The organism is Streptomyces sp. NPDC018947, assembly GCF_044390505.1.
Classification (GTDB): Bacteria; Actinomycetota; Actinomycetes; order Streptomycetales; family Streptomycetaceae; genus Streptomyces.
In genome coordinates, this window is sequence record NZ_JBIRZD010000014.1 from 115813 (window position 1) to 131901 (window position 16089).

The window sequence follows — 16089 nt, forward strand, 5'->3', positions numbered from 1 at the left end:
ACTGACAACGCGGCGGGCGCTGTCAGGACGTCCAGAAGTCCCACCACCGGGTCAGGATCATCATGCCGACGATGCCGGTGTGCAGGACGGGCGGCACCCAGCCGAACTCGCCGAAGAAGCCGCGCAGCCAGCCCGGCGCGGGCAGGAATCCCTTGCGGACGTTGAAGGACGTGACGTACCAGAACATCACGATGGTGGCGACCCAGGCCAGGCAGCACCACAGGCACAGCGCGTTGATCCGGTACAGGGACTGGAACTGCAGCCACGTGACGAAGCCGACGCCGAACAGGCAGCCGGCGTTGAAGGTGAGCCAGTACCAGCGCGGGAAGCGGGCGCGGGCGAGCAGGCTGAAGCCGACGCAGACGACGATGCCGTAGGTGACGAGGCCCAGCATCGGGTTCGGGAAGCCGAAGACGGTCGCCTGGTCGCTCTCCATGACGCTGCCGCAGGAGACGACCGGGTTCAGGCTGCACCCGGGGGTGAAGGTGGTCCCGGCGACCTTGGCCTCGAGGAGCTTGAACTTGTCGAGCGTGATGACCCACGCGGCGAGCACTCCGGCGGCGCCGGTGATCACGAGCATCAGGGCGAAGGCGCGGCTCGCGCCCTCGGTGCGCGGTGTCCCGGAGACGGGTTCCGGCCCGGGCTCTGACACGGTCGGGACGTCCTTCACTGTGGTCCTGCTCATCACGCCGATTCCGTCACTCGAGTCGGGCCTGCTTCGGGCAGGGCCATTGTGCCGCATGGGCGTGTAGGAGCGGTGTTCGCTGAACCTATGAACGTACGGCCACTCACTCCGGGGCGTGGCATTCCGGCCGATGCCCGTTCCCCGGGGGCACACGCGAGCGAACGCGTGCGCCTCCGGGTGCGGCGGTCGCTAGCCGAGGCGGGATTCGAGCTCGGCCACGATCTCGTTGACGCCGATGGCGGTCTGCTCGCCGGACTCCATGTCCTTGAGCTGGACGACGCCTTCGGCGAGGTCGCGCTCGCCGAGGACCAGCGTGTAGCGGGCGCCCGAGCGGTTGGCCGCCTTCATCGCGGCCTTCAGGCCCTTGCCGCCGTAGGAGAAGTCGGCGGCGACGCCGTTCTTGCGCAGCTCGGTGACCTTGGCGAAGAGGATCCGGCGGGCCTCCTCGCCGAGCGGGACGGCGAAGACGGAGGTGGCCGCGGGAATGTCCGGTTCGATGCCCTCCGCCTCCAGGGCGAGGACGGTGCGGTCGACGCCGAGGGCCCAGCCGACGGACGGCAGCGCGGGGCCGCCGATCATCTCGGACAGGCCGTCGTAGCGGCCGCCGCCGCCCACCGCGGACTGGGAGCCGAGGCCGTCGTGGACGAACTCGAAGGTGGTGCGGGTGTAGTAGTCGAGGCCGCGCACCAGCTTGGGGTCGTCCTCGAAGACGACGCCCGCCGCCGTGATCAGCTCACGGACCTCCTCGTGGTACGCCTTGCAGGCGTCGCACAGGTAGTCGCGCAGCAGCGGGGCGTCGGTGAGCTGCTTCTGCACGTCGGGGCGCTTGTCGTCCAGCACGCGCAGCGGGTTGATCTCCGCGCGGCGCAGCGTGTCCTCGTCCAGGTCCAGGCCGCGCAGGAAGTCCTGGAGCGCGGCGCGGTAGACCGGGCGGCACTCCTTGTCGCCCAGGGAGTTGAGGAGGATGCGGAAGTTGCGCAGGCCCAGCGAGCGGTACGACTGGTCGGCGAGGATGATCAGTTCGGCGTCCAGCGCCGGGTCCTCCGCGCCGATCGCCTCGGCGCCGACCTGGGAGAAGTGACGGTAACGGCCCTTCTGGGGACGCTCGTAGCGGTACTGCGAGCCCGAGTACCAGACCTTCACCGGCAGGTTGCCCGCCTTGTGCAGGTTGGCCTCCAGGACGGCGCGCAGCACGGGGGCGGTGGTCTCCGGACGCAGGGCGAGCCGGTCTCCGCCCTTGGTCTCGAAGACGTACATCTCCTTGGTCACGATGTCGGTGGACTCACCGACGCCGCGGGCGAACAGCTCGACGTTCTCGAAGCCGGGCGTCTCGATGTAGCCGTAGCCGGAGTTGCGCAGCGGGGCGGCGATCGCCTCGCGGACCGCCAGGTACTTGGCGGAGTCGGGGGGCAGCAGGTCGTACGTGCCCTTGGGGGCCTTGAAGGTGCTCACGGAAGGTCTCTCGTCACATTCCTCGTCGGGGAGCCCGGGGGGCGCCCTGGCCGGCGGCCACCTGCCGCAGATACGGGTTGGTGGCGCGCTCCTGGCCGATGGTCGTCTGGGGGCCGTGGCCGGACAGCACCACGGTCGAGTCGTCGAGCGGCAGGCACACGCGTGCCAGCGAGTCGAGCATCTCGGCCATGTCGCCGCCGGGCAGGTCGGTGCGTCCGATGGAGCCGGCGAACAGCAGGTCGCCCGAGAAGAGGATCGGCGGGATGTCCGCCGCCTCGGGCATGCCGAAGGTCACCGACCCCTTGGTATGGCCCGGCGCGTGCGCGACCGTCAGCTCCATGCCCGCCAGCTCCAGCTTCGCGCCGTCCGTCAGCTCCCTGACGTCGTCCGGCTCCCCCACGGTGAGCTCGCCCATGAGCGGCATGCCGATGGTGCGGCCGATCCCCTTCTCGGGGTCGCCCATCATGTAGCGGTCGTCGGGGTGGATCCAGGCGGGCACGTCGTGCGCGCCGCACACCGGGACGACCGAGGCCACGTGGTCGATGTGGCCGTGGGTGAGGACGACGGCGACGGGCTTGAGCCGATGCTTGGCGAGTGCCTCCTCGACTCCCTGGGCGGCCTGGTGGCCGGGGTCGATGATCACGCACTCCTCACCGGCGGCGGGGGCGACGAGGTAACAGTTCGTCCCCCAGGCACCGGCGGGGAACCCGGCAATGAGCACGATCGTCCTTCGTTTGTGGCGGTACGGGCGGTCTGCGGGCGGGCTGCGCCCGTGGTCAGAGCCTACCGGCGGTGCCGTTTCCTCAGCGAACCCATATACGGTACGGGGCTACACGCACGCGCTCGGTCCGTCGCGCGCACGCGTACCGGTCGGCACACGACGCATGAGGAGAGAACCCGGTGGTCAGCCAGGAGCAGCGGCGGCGTCAGCTCGCCCGGGAGAAGTTCTTGCGGCAGCAGCAGCGACGCACCTCCGCGCGGCGCAAGGCGCGCATGCGCAACGCGGCGATCGCGTCGGTGCTCGGCGTCATCCTGATCGGCAGCGTCGCGCTCTACACGACCGGTGTGGTCCTCGGGGACGACGACAAGACGAACGCGAGCGCGGAGGCCACTCCGAGCGCCTCCGCGAGCAGCAGGGCGCCGGACCCGTGCGACAAGCCCGCCGGGGGCAAGGCCAGGACGCAGACCTGGGAGAAGGAACCTGCGATGGCCATCGACAAGTCGGCGAAGTACACGATGAAGCTGTCCACCACCTGCGGTGACATCGACGTCGCACTGAAGGCGTCGGCCGCGCCGCACACGGTCAACTCGTTCAACTTCCTGGCCGGCAAGGGCTACTTCGACCACACGAAGTGCCACCGGCTGACCGACACCGGCATCTACGTGCTCCAGTGCGGCGACCCGCAGGGCACGGGGATGGGCGGCCCCGGCTACACGATTCCCGACGAGAACCTGAAGGACAAGAGCCTCCAGGGCAACGTGTACCCGGCGGGCACGGTGGCGATGGCCAACCAGTACAACGCGCAGACGCAGCAGGGCCGCAACTCGGGCGGCAGCCAGTTCTTCCTCGTCTACCAGGACAGCCAGCTCCCGCCGGACTACACGCCGTTCGGCACGGTGTCCGAGGCGGGGATGAAGGTGCTGAAGAAGATCGCGGACGCGGGTGCGCAGGCCATGGACCCGACGACCGGCAACACCGCGCCCAACGCGACGGTTGTGATCAACAAGGCGACGGTGACGAAATCCTGAGCCCCAACTGCGGAATTTCGGTCGCGCAGGATGCGGACAGGCCCCCCGCCGGTCGCCTATGTTGGCCGTGACGAAACTGTGGACGATGCCCGGGGGCAGCAGAGCCCTCCGCAGGCATCATGTGGAGGAGGCGCTGTGAGCAGCGACCCGTGGGGCCGCGTCGACGAGACGGGGACCGTGTACGTGCGTACGGCCGACGGCGAGAAGGTCGTCGGTTCCTGGCAGGCAGGCTCCCCCGAGGAAGCGCTGGCCTATTTCGAACGCAAGTACGAGGGCCTGGTTGTCGAGATCGGCCTCCTCGAGAAGCGTGTGAAGACCACCGACCTGTCGGCGAAGGACGCCCTGGCCGCCGTGGAGCATCTGCGCGAGCAGGTCGACGCGCACCACGCGGTCGGTGATCTGGAGGCTCTCCGGGCCCGGCTGGACAAGCTCGTCGCCCTCGTGGAGACGCGCCGCGAGGAGCGCAAGGCCCAGCGGGCCAAGCAGTCCGACGAGGCGCGCGGCGCCAAGGAGGCGCTGGTCGCGGAGGCCGAGGAACTGGCCCGGTCCGACCAGTGGCGCGCGGCCGGCGAGCGGCTGCGGGCCCTGGTCGACACCTGGAAGGGCCTGCCGCGTCTGGACCGCAAGTCCGACGACGAGCTGTGGCACCGGTTCTCGCATGCGCGCTCGGCGTTCTCCAAGCGGCGCAAGCAGCACTTCGCGCAGCTCGACGCGCAGCGCGAGGAGGCCCGCCGCACCAAGGAACGGCTGGTCGCGGAGGCCGAGGCGCTGTCGAACTCGACAGACTGGGGTCCGACGGCGGCGCGGTACCGCGACCTGATGGCCGAGTGGAAGGCCGCGGGCCGCGCCCAGCGGGAGCACGAGGACGACCTGTGGAACCGCTTCCGCGGCGCCCAGGACGTGTTCTTCGCCGCCCGCAGCTCGGTCTTCGCCGAGCGGGACGCGGAGCAGGCGGAGAACCTCAAGCTCAAGGAGGAGCTGGCCGAGGAGGCCGAGAAGATCCTGCCCATCACGGATCTCAAGGCGGCCCGGGCGGCGTTCCGTTCGGTCAACGAGCGCTGGGAGGCCATCGGCCACGTGCCGCGCGACGCCCGGCCGAAGGTCGAGGCCCGCGTCCACGCGGTGGAGCGGGCGATCCAGGAGGCCGAAGAGGCCGAGTGGCGCCGGACCAACCCGGAGGCGCGTGCGCGTGCCGAGGGGCTGACCGGTCAGCTCCAGGCCGCCGTGGACAAGCTGCGGTCCCAGATCGAGCAGGCCCGCGCCCAGGGCAACGACGCCAAGGCCGACAAGCTCCAGCGCGAGCTGGAGGGCCGCCAGGCACTCCTGGACCAGGCCCTGAAGGGTCTGCAGGAGTTCGGCGGCTGAGCCCGCCCGGAGCGACGGGGAGGGGCCCGGCGGAGACATCCGCCGGGCCCCTCCCCGTTTCCCGTGTCAGCGCTTCTACGAGGGCCTGCGCGCGGACGTCACCCGGTAGACGTCGTAGACACCCTCCACGCCCCGTACGGCCTTCAGCACGTGTCCGAGGTGCTTCGGGTCGCCCATCTCGAAGGTGAAGCGCGAGGTGGCCACCCGGTCGCGGGAGGTCTGGACGGCCGCGGAGAGGATGTTGACGTGCTGGTCGGACAGCACCCGTGTGACGTCCGAAAGCAGCCGGGAGCGGTCCAGCGCCTCGACCTGGATGGCGACCAGGAAGACCGACGACTGGGTGGGCGCCCACTCGACGTCGAGGATGCGCTCGGGCTCACGGGAGAGCGAGTCCACGTTGACGCAGTCGCTGCGGTGGACCGAGACGCCGCTGCCGCGGGTGACGAAGCCGATGATCGGGTCGCCGGGCACGGGCGTGCAGCAGCGGGCCAGCTTGACCCACACGTCCTCGACGCCCTTGACGACGACGCCCGGGTCCGCGCTGGTGCGGCGCTTGCGGCCGCGGCCGCGGGACGGCGGCACCGACTCGTCGATCTCCTCGGTGGCGGCCTCCTCGCCGCCGAGGGCCTGGACCAGCTTCTGCACGATGTTCTGCGCGGAGACATGCCCCTCGCCGATCGCCGCGTACAGCGCGGAGATGTCCGAGTAGCGCATCTCGTGGGCCAGCGTGACCAGGGAGTCACCGGTGAGGATGCGCTGGATCGGCAGGTTCTGCTTGCGCATGGCGCGCACGATGGCGTCCTTGCCCTGCTCGATCGCCTCGTCCCGGCGCTCCTTGGAGAACCAGGCGCGGATCTTGTTGCGGGCGCGCGGCGACTTGACGAAGCCCAGCCAGTCGCGGGAGGGACCGGCGCCGGCCGCCTTGGAGGTGAAGACCTCCACCAGGTCGCCGTTGTCCAGGGTGGACTCCAGCGGCACCAGCCGGCCGTTGACCCGTGCTCCTATGGTGCGGTGGCCGACCTCGGTGTGGACGGCGTACGCGAAGTCGACCGGCGTCGCCCCGGCGGGGAGCGCGATGACGTCGCCCTTGGGCGTGAAGACGAAGACCTCGTTGCGCGAGAGGTCGAAGCGCAGCGACTCCAGGAACTCGCCGGGGTCCTCGGTCTCCTTCTGCCAGTCCAGGAGCTGCCGCAGCCACGCCATGTCGTTGATGGCGTCCTTGTCCTTGCCGGCCTTGGGCACGTCGGTGCGCACCTTGGAGGCGCCGGCGACGGCCTCCTGCTTGTACTTCCAGTGCGCGGCGATGCCGTACTCGGCGCGGCGGTGCATGTCGAAGGTGCGGATCTGCAGCTCGACCGGCTTGCCGTTGGGTCCGATGACCGTCGTGTGCAGCGACTGGTACATGTTGAACTTGGGCATCGCGATGTAGTCCTTGAACCGCCCCGGAACCGGGTTCCAGCGGGCGTGGACCGTGCCCAGCGCCGCGTAGCAGTCGCGGACGGTGTCCACGAGGACGCGGATGCCCACCAGGTCGTAGATCTCCGCGAAGTCACGGCCGCGGACGATCATCTTCTGGTAGACGCTGTAGTAGTGCTTGGGGCGGCCGGTGACGGTCGCCTTGATGCGGGCCGCGCGCAGGTCCTGCTGGACCTCGTCGGTCACGATGGCGAGGTACTCGTCGCGCTTGGGGGCGCGCTCGGCGACCAGGCGGACGATCTCGTCGTACATCTTGGGGTAGAGGATCGCGAACGCGAGGTCCTCCAGCTCCCACTTGATGGTGTTCATGCCCAGCCGGTGGGCGAGCGGCGCGTAGATCTCCAGGGTCTCGCGCGCCTTCTTCTCCTGCTTCTCCCGCTTGAGGTAGCGCATGGTGCGCATGTTGTGCAGGCGGTCGGCGAGCTTGATGACCAGGACCCGGGGGTCCTTGGCCATGGCGACGACCATCTTGCGCACGGTCTCGGCCTGCGCGGCCTCGCCGAACTTGACCTTGTCCAGCTTGGTGACGCCGTCCACGAGCAGGGCGACGACGTCGCCGAAGTCGCGGCGCAGGTCCTCCAGGCCGTACTCGGTGTCCTCGACGGTGTCGTGCAGCAGCCCGGCCATCAGCGTGGCCGGGTCCATGCCCAGCTCGGCGAGGATGGTGGTGACGGCGAGCGGGTGCGTGATGTACGGGTCGCCGCTCTTGCGCTTCTGGCCGCGGTGCCAGCGCTCGGCGACCTGGTAGGCGCGCTCGATCTGGCGCAGCGTGGCCGTCTCGATCTTGGGGTCGTTGCTGCGCACTATCCGCAGCAGCGGCTCCAGGACCGGGTTGTACGGGTTCGCGCGCTGCACGCCGAGGCGCGCGAGGCGGGCGCGGACGCGGTTGGAGGAGCCGGAGCGGGCGGGCTGGCCGACGGGGGTGCGGACCACCGGGGCGTTGCGGTCGCGCTCGGGCGGCCGCGGCTTGGCGTGCGGCTGTTGCTCGGCCGGCTTGTCGACGGGCGCGGTCGGGGCGTGCTGGATCGGTCCGCGGGTGTCGTTCTTCGCCTGCGGCCCGCTGGGCGCGGGCTTCGCGGCCGCTGCCGAGGCGGACTCGGGCTTGGCTGCGGTCAGTGGCTGGGCCTCGTCTGGCAAGAGGACTCCTCGTGCGCGATCCGGGTCCCCCGGTCAGGCTCCGGAAACCCCATGGTAGCCACCCTGGGCCCACGGATCGCCTTCCGGCCGGGGTGAGGGCCTGCAACGGGAGAAACGCCGGAGGCGGGCGCCGGATTCCTCCGGGCCCGCCTCAGGGTGCGTCGATGCCGCCTCAGACGGTGAGGAGCGCCTCCAGCGGGGCGCCGTCCAGCGCGGGCTCCAGCCGGGCGCGGCCGTCGAGGAAGCCCAGCTCCATCAGCACGGCGAGGCCCGCGACCTGCGCGCCGGCCCTGCGGATGAGCTGCACGGACGCCTCGGCGGTGCCGCCGGTGGCGAGGACGTCGTCGACGATCAGCACCCGGTCGTCGGCGGCCAGGTCCTCGGCGTGCACCTCGATCTCCGCCGACCCGTACTCCAGGTCGTAGGCCTGGCCGAGGGTGGCGCCGGGGAGCTTGCCCGCCTTGCGGACGGGGATGAAGCCGAGGCCGGAGCGCAGGGCGACGGGGGCGCCGAGGATGAAGCCCCGGGCCTCCAGGCCGACGACCTTGGTGGCGCCGGTGCGCCGGGCGACCTCGGCGAAGGCCTCGGTGAGCGCGGCGAAGGCCGCCGGGTCGGCCAGGAGCGGGGTGATGTCCTTGAACACCACGCCCGGCTCCGGGTGGTCGGCCACGTCGCGGATGCGGCTGAGCAGCAGCGACGGGAGGTTGGCGAGCTCGGTCATCGGCGCTTCCCGGAGGGTCGGCCGCGGCCTCGGCTGCGGGACGCGGACTGGTTGCGGGGGCCGACCACGGCGGGGGCGGCCTCCTCGTGCTCGTCGTCGGCGTACGGGCCGTCGGCGGCGGCCTCGGCCGCGTCGTCCTGGGCTCCGCCCTGGGCCCGCTTGGCCAGGACGCGCTTCCTGAGCGACTTCATCTGCGGCTCGGCCTCCTTGAGGTCGGCGACGAGCGGCGTGGCGATGAAGATCGAGGAGTAGGCGCCGGCCGCGAGGCCCACGAACAGCGACAGCGAGATGTCGTTGAGCATGCCCGCGCCGAGGACGCCGCCGCCGATGAACAGCAGGCCGCCGACCGGGAGCAGCGCGACCACCGTGGTGTTGATGGAGCGGACCAGGGTGCTGTTGATCGACCGGTTGGCGACCTCGCTGTAGGTCCAGCGGCTCTGCTTGGTGATGTCCTTCGTCTGCTCCTTGAGGCTGTCGAAGACGACGACCGTGTCGTAGAGCGAGTAACCGAGGATCGTGAGCAGACCGATCACCGTGCCCGGCGTGACCTCGAAGCCGACGAGGGCGTAGATGCCGACGGTGATGGTGATGTCGTGGATCAGCGCGATGAACGCGGCGAGCGCCATCCGCCACTCGAAGGCGATCGCCAGGTAGATCACCACGAGGACCATGAAGATCCCGAGGCCCTGCCAGGCCTTGTTGGCGATCTGGTCACCCCAACTGGGGCCGACCAGGTCGGCGTTGATCTTCTCCGCGTCGACCTTCAGGTCCTTGGAGAGGTCGTCCTTGATCTGGTCCGACTTGCCGGTGTCGATGCCCGCGATCTGGATGCGCAGGCTGCCGTCACCGAGCTTCTGCACGATCGCGTCGTGGCCGGAGGCCTCCTCCGCGTACGTCTCCGCCTGGGACACCGAGGCGCTCATGTGCTTCGGGGTGGTGAAGACCGCACCGCCCTGGAACTCGATGCCCATGTGCAGACCGCGCACCGCCAGGCCGACGATGGCCGTGATGGTGATCAGGATCGAGATGCCGTACCAGATCTTGCGGTTCTTGATGAAGTCGTAGCCGACCTCGCCATGGTGCAGCCGGGCGCCGAGCTTGCCGAGCTTCGACATCTCACGCCTCCTTCGGGTCGACGGGGCCGGCGGACGGACGGCGGGTGCGGCGCAGCGGCGGCTTGGCACCCAGGGCCTTCGGGTCGAGCCCGGACCACTTGTGGCCGCTCGCGAAGAACTTGCGGCGGGCCATGAGCTGGAGCAGCGGCTTGGTGAAGAGGAACACCACCACCACGTCGAGCAGGGTGGTCAGGCCCAGCGTGAACGCGAAGCCCTGGACCTTGCCGACGGTGACGATGAAGAGCACCGCGGCGGCCAGGAAGGACACGAAGTCGGAGACCAGGATGGTGCGCCGGGCGCGCGGCCAGCCCCGTTCGACCGCGGGGCGCAGCGAGCGGCCCTCACGGATCTCGTCGCGGACGCGTTCGAAGAAGACGATGAACGAGTCCGCGGTGATGCCGATGGCGACGATGGCGCCGCACACGGCCGGCAGGTTCAGCGCGAAGCCGATGGTCGGGCCGAGCAGCGACATGATCACGTACGTGAGGCTCGCGGAGACCAGCAGCGAGGCGATGGCGATGAACGACAGGCCGCGGTAGTAGACCAGCAGGTAGAGGACGACCAGGGCGAGTCCGATGGCGCCGGCGATCAGACCGGCCTGGAGCTGCTCACCGCCGAGCGCGGCGGTGACGGTGGTGACGCTGTCCTCCTTGAAGGTCAGCGGCAGGGCGCCGTAGGACAGCATGTTGGCGAGGCTCTGGGCCTCCTCCTGGTCGAAGCTGCCGGAGATCTCCGCGTTGCCGCCGGTCAGGGCCTGGCTGACATACGGGTCGGAGACGACCTCGTTGTCCAGGACGATGGCAAACTGGTTCTGCGGGGACTGGTTCTGGGCCAGCTTGCCGGTGATGTCCGCGAACTTCTTGGAGCCCTCGTTCGTGAACTTCATCGTGACGGTCCAACCGGCGGCCGTCTGGGTGTTGAAGACGGCCTGGGCCTTGTCGACGTCGGTGCCGTCGACCGCGGCGGGGCCGAGGATGTACTTCTGCCACTGGCCCTGCGAGTTCTGGCCGCAGGCCACCGTGGAGTCACCGGGCTTGGCGCCGTCGCCGGCCTTGGCGCGGGCGGCCTTGTCGGTGCAGTCGAGGGCCGCGTACTGGGCCTGGAGCTTGGCGGTCGCGTCGTCGCCGGAGGCGCTCGCGCTCGGGGACGGGGAGGCGTCGCCGGAGGGCTTGCCGGACGCGGAGGGGCTGGGGTCGGCCTTCAGCGCGTCGGAGGCCGCGCGGCCCTGGGAGGTGGCGGACGCGGACGGCGAGGCGGCCTTGTCGGTGCCGGTGGCCTTGTCCGGGTCGGTGGCCTTGTCCGTGGCGCTGTCGGTGGCCTTGTCGCCGGCGCTGTCGGATGCGCTCGGGGCGGGGCTGTCCGTCGCGGCGCCACCGGAGAGTTCGGTGGTGAGGACCGGGCGGAAGTAGAGCTTGGCGGTGGTGCCGACCTGGGCCCGGGCTTCCTTGGAGTTCGTACCCTTGGGGATGTTGACGATGATGTTCCGGTCGCCCTGGGTCTGAACCTCGGCCTCGGAGACACCCAGACCGTTGACACGGTTGTTCATGATGTCAACTGCGGTGTCCATGTTCGTCTTGTTGATCGCGGACTCCTGGCCCGCCTCCGGCACCGCCCTGAGCGTGATGCTGGTGCCGCCCGCCAGGTCGATCCCGAGACGCGGAGTCGTGTGTCCGGAGGCGAACATGCCTCCTGTGAGCGCCGCAATGACGATCACGATCAGGGCCAGCGAGCGCCCGGGCTTGCTTTGGGCGCTCGCGTTCTTTCCCTTTTTAGGCGCTACCACCTGTTCGTACTCCCTCTCGAGCCGCTTCGCGCCGGGTCGGCGCACCGGCGGCCATCACATGGTGTGGGGATCCGCGCGTGCCGCGGTCGCGGGGTGCGCGGGAACGATCCGCGCACCCCGGGAGGACTCGGCTACTTGGCCGCGGAGCCGCCGTCGGACTTCTTCGGCTGCTCGTCCGTCGTCGCCTCGGCGGGCGCGGCGTCGGCCTTCGGCTCGTCGGCCGCATCCTTCTTGCCGAGGTCGACGGGGGTGTCGTCGGAGTCGTCGGCGGCGGAGGCGTCGGTCTCGGTGAGGGAGGAGGCGTCGTCCGGGACGATGTCGGCGTCGGACTTCAGGTCGTGCTCGATGCCGTGGACGATGCGGTTGTACTCGTCGTCGGTCAGCACGGCACCGATGGAGTTCTTGGCGAAGAGCAGCTCGACGCCCGGGCCGGCGTCGAGGAGGACCGTGTCCTCGCTGACCTCCTTGACCGTGGCGTACATGCCCCCGATGGTGCGGACACCGGAACCGGGCTGCATCTGGTTCCGCATGTCGGCGGCCTGCTGCTGCTTCTTCTTCGCCGACCGGGTCATCAGGAACATGGCCCCGATGAGCACGATGAACGGGAGGAGGGTCACGAGACTCACGGGTCGGTACTTCCTTCACACGACCGCGATGCTGAGCGGCCTGATGGTTGGGGGTGTGTGCGCCGCCGACGGGGGCGGCATCGGCGGAGTCTAAGCGAGTCCGCGCGCATGGAACAACGCTCAGCATGGCACCGGGGTTCCTGCTCCGGCGAATGTCCTCTTCGTGACGGCGTCGTCACGCCCCGAACAAGTCCTGTTGTCCGTTTCCGGAGGTCTGCGAACGCGGCGGGGTGAGGCCGAGGTGCGCCCATGCGGCGGGGGTCGCGACCCGTCCGCGCGGGGTGCGGGCGAGAAGCCCCTCCCGTACGAGGAACGGCTCGGCGACCTCTTCCACCGTCTCACGTTCCTCACCAACGGCGACGGCGAGCGTGGACAGGCCGACGGGGCCGCCGCCGAACAGCTTGAGCAGGGCCTCCAGCACGGCCCGGTCGAGGCGGTCCAGTCCGCGGGCGTCGACCTCGTAGACGGCGAGGGCCGCGGCGGCGATCTCCTGGGTGATCAGGCCGTCGGCCTTGACCTGGGCGTAGTCGCGGACCCGGCGCAGCAGGCGGTTGGCGATACGGGGGGTGCCGCGGGAGCGACCGGCGATCTCGGCTGCGCCGGCGGTGTCGATCCCGACGTCGAGCAGGCCCGCCGAGCGGTGGACGACGCGCTCCAGCTCGGCCGGCCCGTAGAACTCCATGTGCGCGGTGAAGCCGAAGCGGTCGCGCAGCGGGGGCGGCAGCAGTCCGGCGCGGGTGGTGGCGCCGACCAGGGTGAAGGGGGGAAGCTCCAGCGGGATGGCGGTGGCGCCGGGGCCCTTGCCGACGATGACGTCGACGCGGAAGTCCTCCATCGCCATGTACAGCATCTCCTCGGCGGGCCGGGACATGCGGTGGATCTCGTCGAGGAAGAGCACCTCGCCCTCCTGGAGGGAGGAGAGGATCGCGGCGAGGTCCCCGGCGTGCTGGATGGCGGGGCCGGAGGTGATGCGGATGGGGGCGCCCATCTCGGCCGCGATGATCATGGAGAGGGTGGTCTTGCCGAGGCCGGGCGCGCCGGAGAGCAGGACGTGGTCGGCGGTGGCCCCGCGTGCGCGGGCGGCGCGCAGGACGAGGTCGAGCTGCTCGCGGACCTTCTCCTGGCCGATGAACTCGCCCAGGTCCTTGGGGCGCAGGGCCGCCTCGACGGCCTGGTCCTCGCCGTCGGCGACAGAGTCCACCAGCCGTTCGCCCGCGGCTTCGGTGTCGGTCGTGTCGTCCCAGTTCATGAGGTGTGCCTCGGCTCTCGCTACGGACTATCGGGCGCGGTTCAGTGTCTGCAGGGCGGCCTTGAGCAACTGCCCCACCTGGGGCGTGCCCCCAGCGGCTTCCGCCTGGGGCGCCACGGCGGAGACGGCCTCGTCGGCCTCGCGGGTCGCGTACCCGAGGCCGATCAGGGCGGCGTGGAGCTGGTCGCGCCATCCGGTGCTCACCGGTGCGCCGACGGCGGGGGCCCCGACGGGTGCGCCGAGGCGGTCCTTCAGCTCCAGCAGCAGCTTCTGGGCGCCCTTCTTGCCGATGCCGGGGACGGCGGTCAGCGCCTTCTCGTCGCCGGTGGAGACGGCTCTGCGCAGCGCGTCGGGGCTGTGCACGGCGAGCATCGCCTGCGCCAGGCGGGGGCCGACGCCGCTGGCGGTCTGGAGCAGCTCGAAGACCTGGCGTTCGTCGTCGTCGGCGAACCCGTACAGGGTCAGGGAGTCCTCGCGGACGACGAGGGAGGTGGCCAGTTTCGCGGCCTGGCCGACCCGGAGGGCGGAGAGCGTGTTCGGCGTGCACTGCACGGCCATGCCGACACCGCCGACCTCGACCACCGCGGTGTCGGGGGCGAGGGCGGCGACCGTGCCGCTGACGAAGGCGATCATGCCGTTCGGCCTTTCGGTGCGTGCGGGGCTCGCGGAGCCCGGGTGGCGTGGGTGGTGTGCTGTGCGACGGCCTGCTGGAGCCGGTTCTGCGCGGGGGCGCGCCAGATGTGGCAGATGGCGAGGGCGAGCGCGTCGGCGGCGTCGGCGGGCCTGGGCGGCGCGGCGAGCCGCAGCAGGCGGGTCACCATGGCGCCCACCTGGGCCTTGTCGGCCCGTCCGCTGCCGGTGACGGCGGCCTTGACCTCGCTCGGGGTGTGCAGGGCGACCGGGATGCCGCGGCGGGAGGCGCACAGGATGGCGACGGCGCTGGCCTGGGCGGTGCCCATCACGGTGCGCACGTTGTGCTGGCTGAAGACGCGCTCCACGGCGACGAACTCCGGCCGGTGCTCGTCCAGCCACTGCTCGATGCCCTGCTCGACGGCGACGAGGCGCCGGCCGAGGTCGGCGTCGGCGGGGGTGCGGACGACTCCGACGCCGAGCATGGTCAGCGGCCGGCCCGCGACGCCCTCCACGACACCGATCCCGCAGCGGGTCAGTCCCGGGTCCACCCCCAGTACGCGCACGCCACACCCTCCCGTCGATCACCTGTTTGTGCAGGCTATCGGGTGCCACCGACAACGGCGGCGGGCCGGGGGACGTGTCCCTCCGGCCCGCCGGATGCCGCTGTGCGCTCGCCGGCGCCTACGCGTCGACCTTCTCCATGATCTCGTCGCTGACGTCGAAGTTGGCGAAGACGTTCTGCACGTCGTCGCTGTCCTCCAGGGCGTCGATCAGCTTGAAGATCTTCCGCGCGCCGTCCTCGTCCAGCTCGACCTGCATGGTCGGCACGAAGTTGGCGTCGGCCGACTCGTAGTCGATGCCGGCGTCCTGGAGGGCGGTGCGGACCGCGACCAGGTCGGTGGCCTCGCTGATGACCTCGAAGGTCTCGCCGAGGTCGTTGACCTCCTCGGCGCCCGCGTCCAGGACCGCGCCGAGCACGTCGTCCTCGGTCAGCTCGCCCTTGGGGACGATCACGACGCCCTTGCGGTTGAACAGGTAGGAGACCGAGCCCGGGTCCGCCATGGAGCCGCCGTTGCGGGTCATGGCGACGCGGACGTCAGAGGCGGCGCGGTTGCGGTTGTCGGTGAGGCACTCGATGAGCACCGCGACACCGTTGGGGCCGTAACCCTCGTACATGATCGTCTCGTAGTCGGCACCACCGGCCTCCAGGCCGGCGCCGCGCTTGACCGCGGAGTCGATGTTCTTGTTCGGCACCGACTGCTTCTTCGCCTTCTGGATGGCGTCGTAGAGCGTCGGGTTGCCGTCGATGTCGGCACCGCCCATGCGGGCCGCGACTTCGATGTTCTTGATCAGCTTCGCGAAGAGCTTGCCGCGCTTGGCATCGATGACGGCCTTCTTGTGCTTCGTCGTGGCCCATTTAGAGTGGCCGGACATCTGCCTGTCTCCTTCGCGTAACCCGTCTTTGAACGAACGCAGGAATCCTACAAGGACTCCGCCGCCCCGTTCGCGCGCACCATGTCGGCGAAGAGGGCGTGGACGCGGTGGTCCCCGGTCAGCTCCGGGTGGAACGACGTGGCCAGCGCGTTGCCCTGGCGGACCGCGACGATGTGGCCGTCGTGCTCGGCGAGCACCTCGGCGGCGGCGCCCACGGACTCCACCCAGGGGGCCCGGATGAAGACGCCCTCGACGGGACCGCCCTCGACGCCCTCGACGCCGACGGCCGCTTCGAAGGACTCGTTCTGCCGCCCGAAGGCGTTGCGGCGCACGATCATGTCGATGCCGCCGACGGTCTCCTGGCCCGAGCGCGGGTCGAGGATCTTGTCGGCCAGCAGGATCATGCCGGCGCAGGTGCCGTAGACGGGCATGCCGTCGCGCACGCGCGCGCGGAGGGGCTCCATCAGGCCGAACAGGACGGCCAGTTTGGAGATGGTGGTGGACTCGCCGCCGGGCAGGACGAGGCCGTCGACCTCGGCGAGTTCCTCGGGGCGCCTGACCGGCCTGGCCACGGCGTCGGCCGCGGCCAGGGCGACGAGGTGCTCCCGTACGTCACCCTGGAGGGCCAGGACGCCGATGACGGGGGTGTCGCTCATGTCTTCGG

The 16089-nt window shown here is 70.6% G+C and carries 15 protein-coding genes; 2 read left to right on the top strand and 13 right to left on the bottom strand.

The genetic code is table 11. The annotated features are described in order from the left end of the window. Nucleotides 1–22: 22 nt before the first annotated feature. The 3 genes from ACH499_RS25315 to ACH499_RS25325 form a co-directional block, all read right to left on the bottom strand. Nucleotides 23–685 (bottom strand): vitamin K epoxide reductase family protein, encoded by a 663-nt coding sequence (locus tag ACH499_RS25315; RefSeq protein WP_356199360.1) that lies wholly within the window; start codon nucleotides 683–685, stop codon nucleotides 23–25. Nucleotides 686–874: 189 nt separating this feature from the next. After that, on the bottom strand, nucleotides 875–2137 hold the full coding sequence (gene hisS, locus ACH499_RS25320) for a histidine--tRNA ligase (RefSeq protein ID WP_356199362.1): 1263 nt from the start codon (nucleotides 2135–2137) through the stop codon (nucleotides 875–877). Between the two features lie 13 nt (nucleotides 2138–2150). Further along, nucleotides 2151–2858, bottom strand: a complete 708-nt coding sequence (locus ACH499_RS25325) for an MBL fold metallo-hydrolase (RefSeq protein ID WP_356199364.1) — start codon at nucleotides 2856–2858, stop codon at nucleotides 2151–2153. Nucleotides 2859–3037: 179 nt separating this feature from the next. Between ACH499_RS25325 and ACH499_RS25330 the strand changes: the two genes are divergently transcribed. Both ACH499_RS25330 and ACH499_RS25335 read left to right on the top strand, forming a co-directional pair. After that, nucleotides 3038–3886: a peptidylprolyl isomerase gene (locus tag ACH499_RS25330; RefSeq protein ID WP_356199366.1), complete on the top strand. Its 849-nt coding sequence runs from the start codon at nucleotides 3038–3040 to the stop codon at nucleotides 3884–3886. A 135-nt stretch (nucleotides 3887–4021) separates the two neighbouring features. Then, nucleotides 4022–5251: a DUF349 domain-containing protein gene (locus ACH499_RS25335; protein WP_356199368.1), complete on the top strand. Its 1230-nt coding sequence runs from the start codon at nucleotides 4022–4024 to the stop codon at nucleotides 5249–5251. 75 nt (nucleotides 5252–5326) lie between these two features. Here the strand turns inward: ACH499_RS25335 and relA are convergent, their stop codons facing one another. The 10 genes from relA to pdxT all read right to left on the bottom strand — a co-directional run bounded on the left by relA (nucleotide 5327) and on the right by pdxT (nucleotide 16081). Beyond that, nucleotides 5327–7864, bottom strand: a complete 2538-nt coding sequence (relA, locus tag ACH499_RS25340; protein WP_399018516.1) for a GTP pyrophosphokinase — start codon at nucleotides 7862–7864, stop codon at nucleotides 5327–5329. Between the two features lie 172 nt (nucleotides 7865–8036). After that, nucleotides 8037–8585, bottom strand: a complete 549-nt coding sequence (locus ACH499_RS25345) for an adenine phosphoribosyltransferase (RefSeq protein ID WP_356199372.1) — start codon at nucleotides 8583–8585, stop codon at nucleotides 8037–8039. Continuing rightward, nucleotides 8582–9700: a protein translocase subunit SecF gene (gene secF / locus ACH499_RS25350; protein ID WP_356199374.1), complete on the bottom strand. Its 1119-nt coding sequence runs from the start codon at nucleotides 9698–9700 to the stop codon at nucleotides 8582–8584. Before secF ends, ACH499_RS25345 begins: the two co-directional genes overlap by 4 nt. 1 nt (nucleotide 9701) lies before the next feature. Then, on the bottom strand, nucleotides 9702–11483 hold the full coding sequence (gene secD, locus ACH499_RS25355) for a protein translocase subunit SecD (protein ID WP_399018518.1): 1782 nt from the start codon (nucleotides 11481–11483) through the stop codon (nucleotides 9702–9704). A 131-nt stretch (nucleotides 11484–11614) separates the two neighbouring features. Further along, nucleotides 11615–12109: a preprotein translocase subunit YajC gene (gene yajC, locus ACH499_RS25360; protein WP_399018520.1), complete on the bottom strand. Its 495-nt coding sequence runs from the start codon at nucleotides 12107–12109 to the stop codon at nucleotides 11615–11617. Nucleotides 12110–12284: 175 nt separating this feature from the next. After that, complete coding sequence (ruvB, locus tag ACH499_RS25365; protein ID WP_399018522.1) at nucleotides 12285–13358, bottom strand: Holliday junction branch migration DNA helicase RuvB; 1074 nt, start codon at nucleotides 13356–13358, stop codon at nucleotides 12285–12287. Nucleotides 13359–13385: 27 nt separating this feature from the next. Further along, nucleotides 13386–13991, bottom strand: a complete 606-nt coding sequence (gene ruvA / locus ACH499_RS25370) for a Holliday junction branch migration protein RuvA (RefSeq protein WP_356199382.1) — start codon at nucleotides 13989–13991, stop codon at nucleotides 13386–13388. After that, nucleotides 13988–14554, bottom strand: coding sequence for a crossover junction endodeoxyribonuclease RuvC (gene ruvC / locus ACH499_RS25375; protein WP_399018524.1), 567 nt, complete (start codon nucleotides 14552–14554; stop codon nucleotides 13988–13990). The genes ruvA and ruvC overlap by 4 nt, the downstream gene beginning before the upstream one ends. A 118-nt stretch (nucleotides 14555–14672) precedes the next feature. After that, entirely contained in the window at nucleotides 14673–15425 is a 753-nt protein-coding gene (locus tag ACH499_RS25380) for a YebC/PmpR family DNA-binding transcriptional regulator (protein ID WP_356199386.1), read from the bottom strand. 47 nt (nucleotides 15426–15472) lie between these two features. Then, a complete protein-coding gene (pdxT, locus tag ACH499_RS25385) occupies nucleotides 15473–16081 on the bottom strand; it encodes a pyridoxal 5'-phosphate synthase glutaminase subunit PdxT (protein WP_356199388.1) in 609 nt (202 codons plus the stop codon). Between the last annotated feature and the right edge of the window lie 8 nt (nucleotides 16082–16089).

Excerpts from the sequence above, each read along its gene's own strand:
- ACH499_RS25315 (WP_356199360.1), bottom strand. The coding sequence starts at position 685 with ATGAGCAGGACCACAGTGAAGGACGTCCCGACCGTGTCAGAGCCCGGG.
- ACH499_RS25345 (WP_356199372.1), bottom strand. The coding sequence starts at position 8,585 with ATGACCGAGCTCGCCAACCTCCCGTCGCTGCTGCTCAGCCGCATCCGC.
- secF (WP_356199374.1), bottom strand. The coding sequence starts at position 9,700 with ATGTCGAAGCTCGGCAAGCTCGGCGCCCGGCTGCACCATGGCGAGGTC.
- ruvB (WP_399018522.1), bottom strand. The coding sequence starts at position 13,358 with ATGAACTGGGACGACACGACCGACACCGAAGCCGCGGGCGAACGGCTG.
- ruvA (WP_356199382.1), bottom strand. The coding sequence starts at position 13,991 with ATGATCGCCTTCGTCAGCGGCACGGTCGCCGCCCTCGCCCCCGACACC.
- ACH499_RS25380 (WP_356199386.1), bottom strand. The coding sequence starts at position 15,425 with ATGTCCGGCCACTCTAAATGGGCCACGACGAAGCACAAGAAGGCCGTC.
- pdxT (WP_356199388.1), bottom strand. The coding sequence starts at position 16,081 with ATGAGCGACACCCCCGTCATCGGCGTCCTGGCCCTCCAGGGTGACGTA.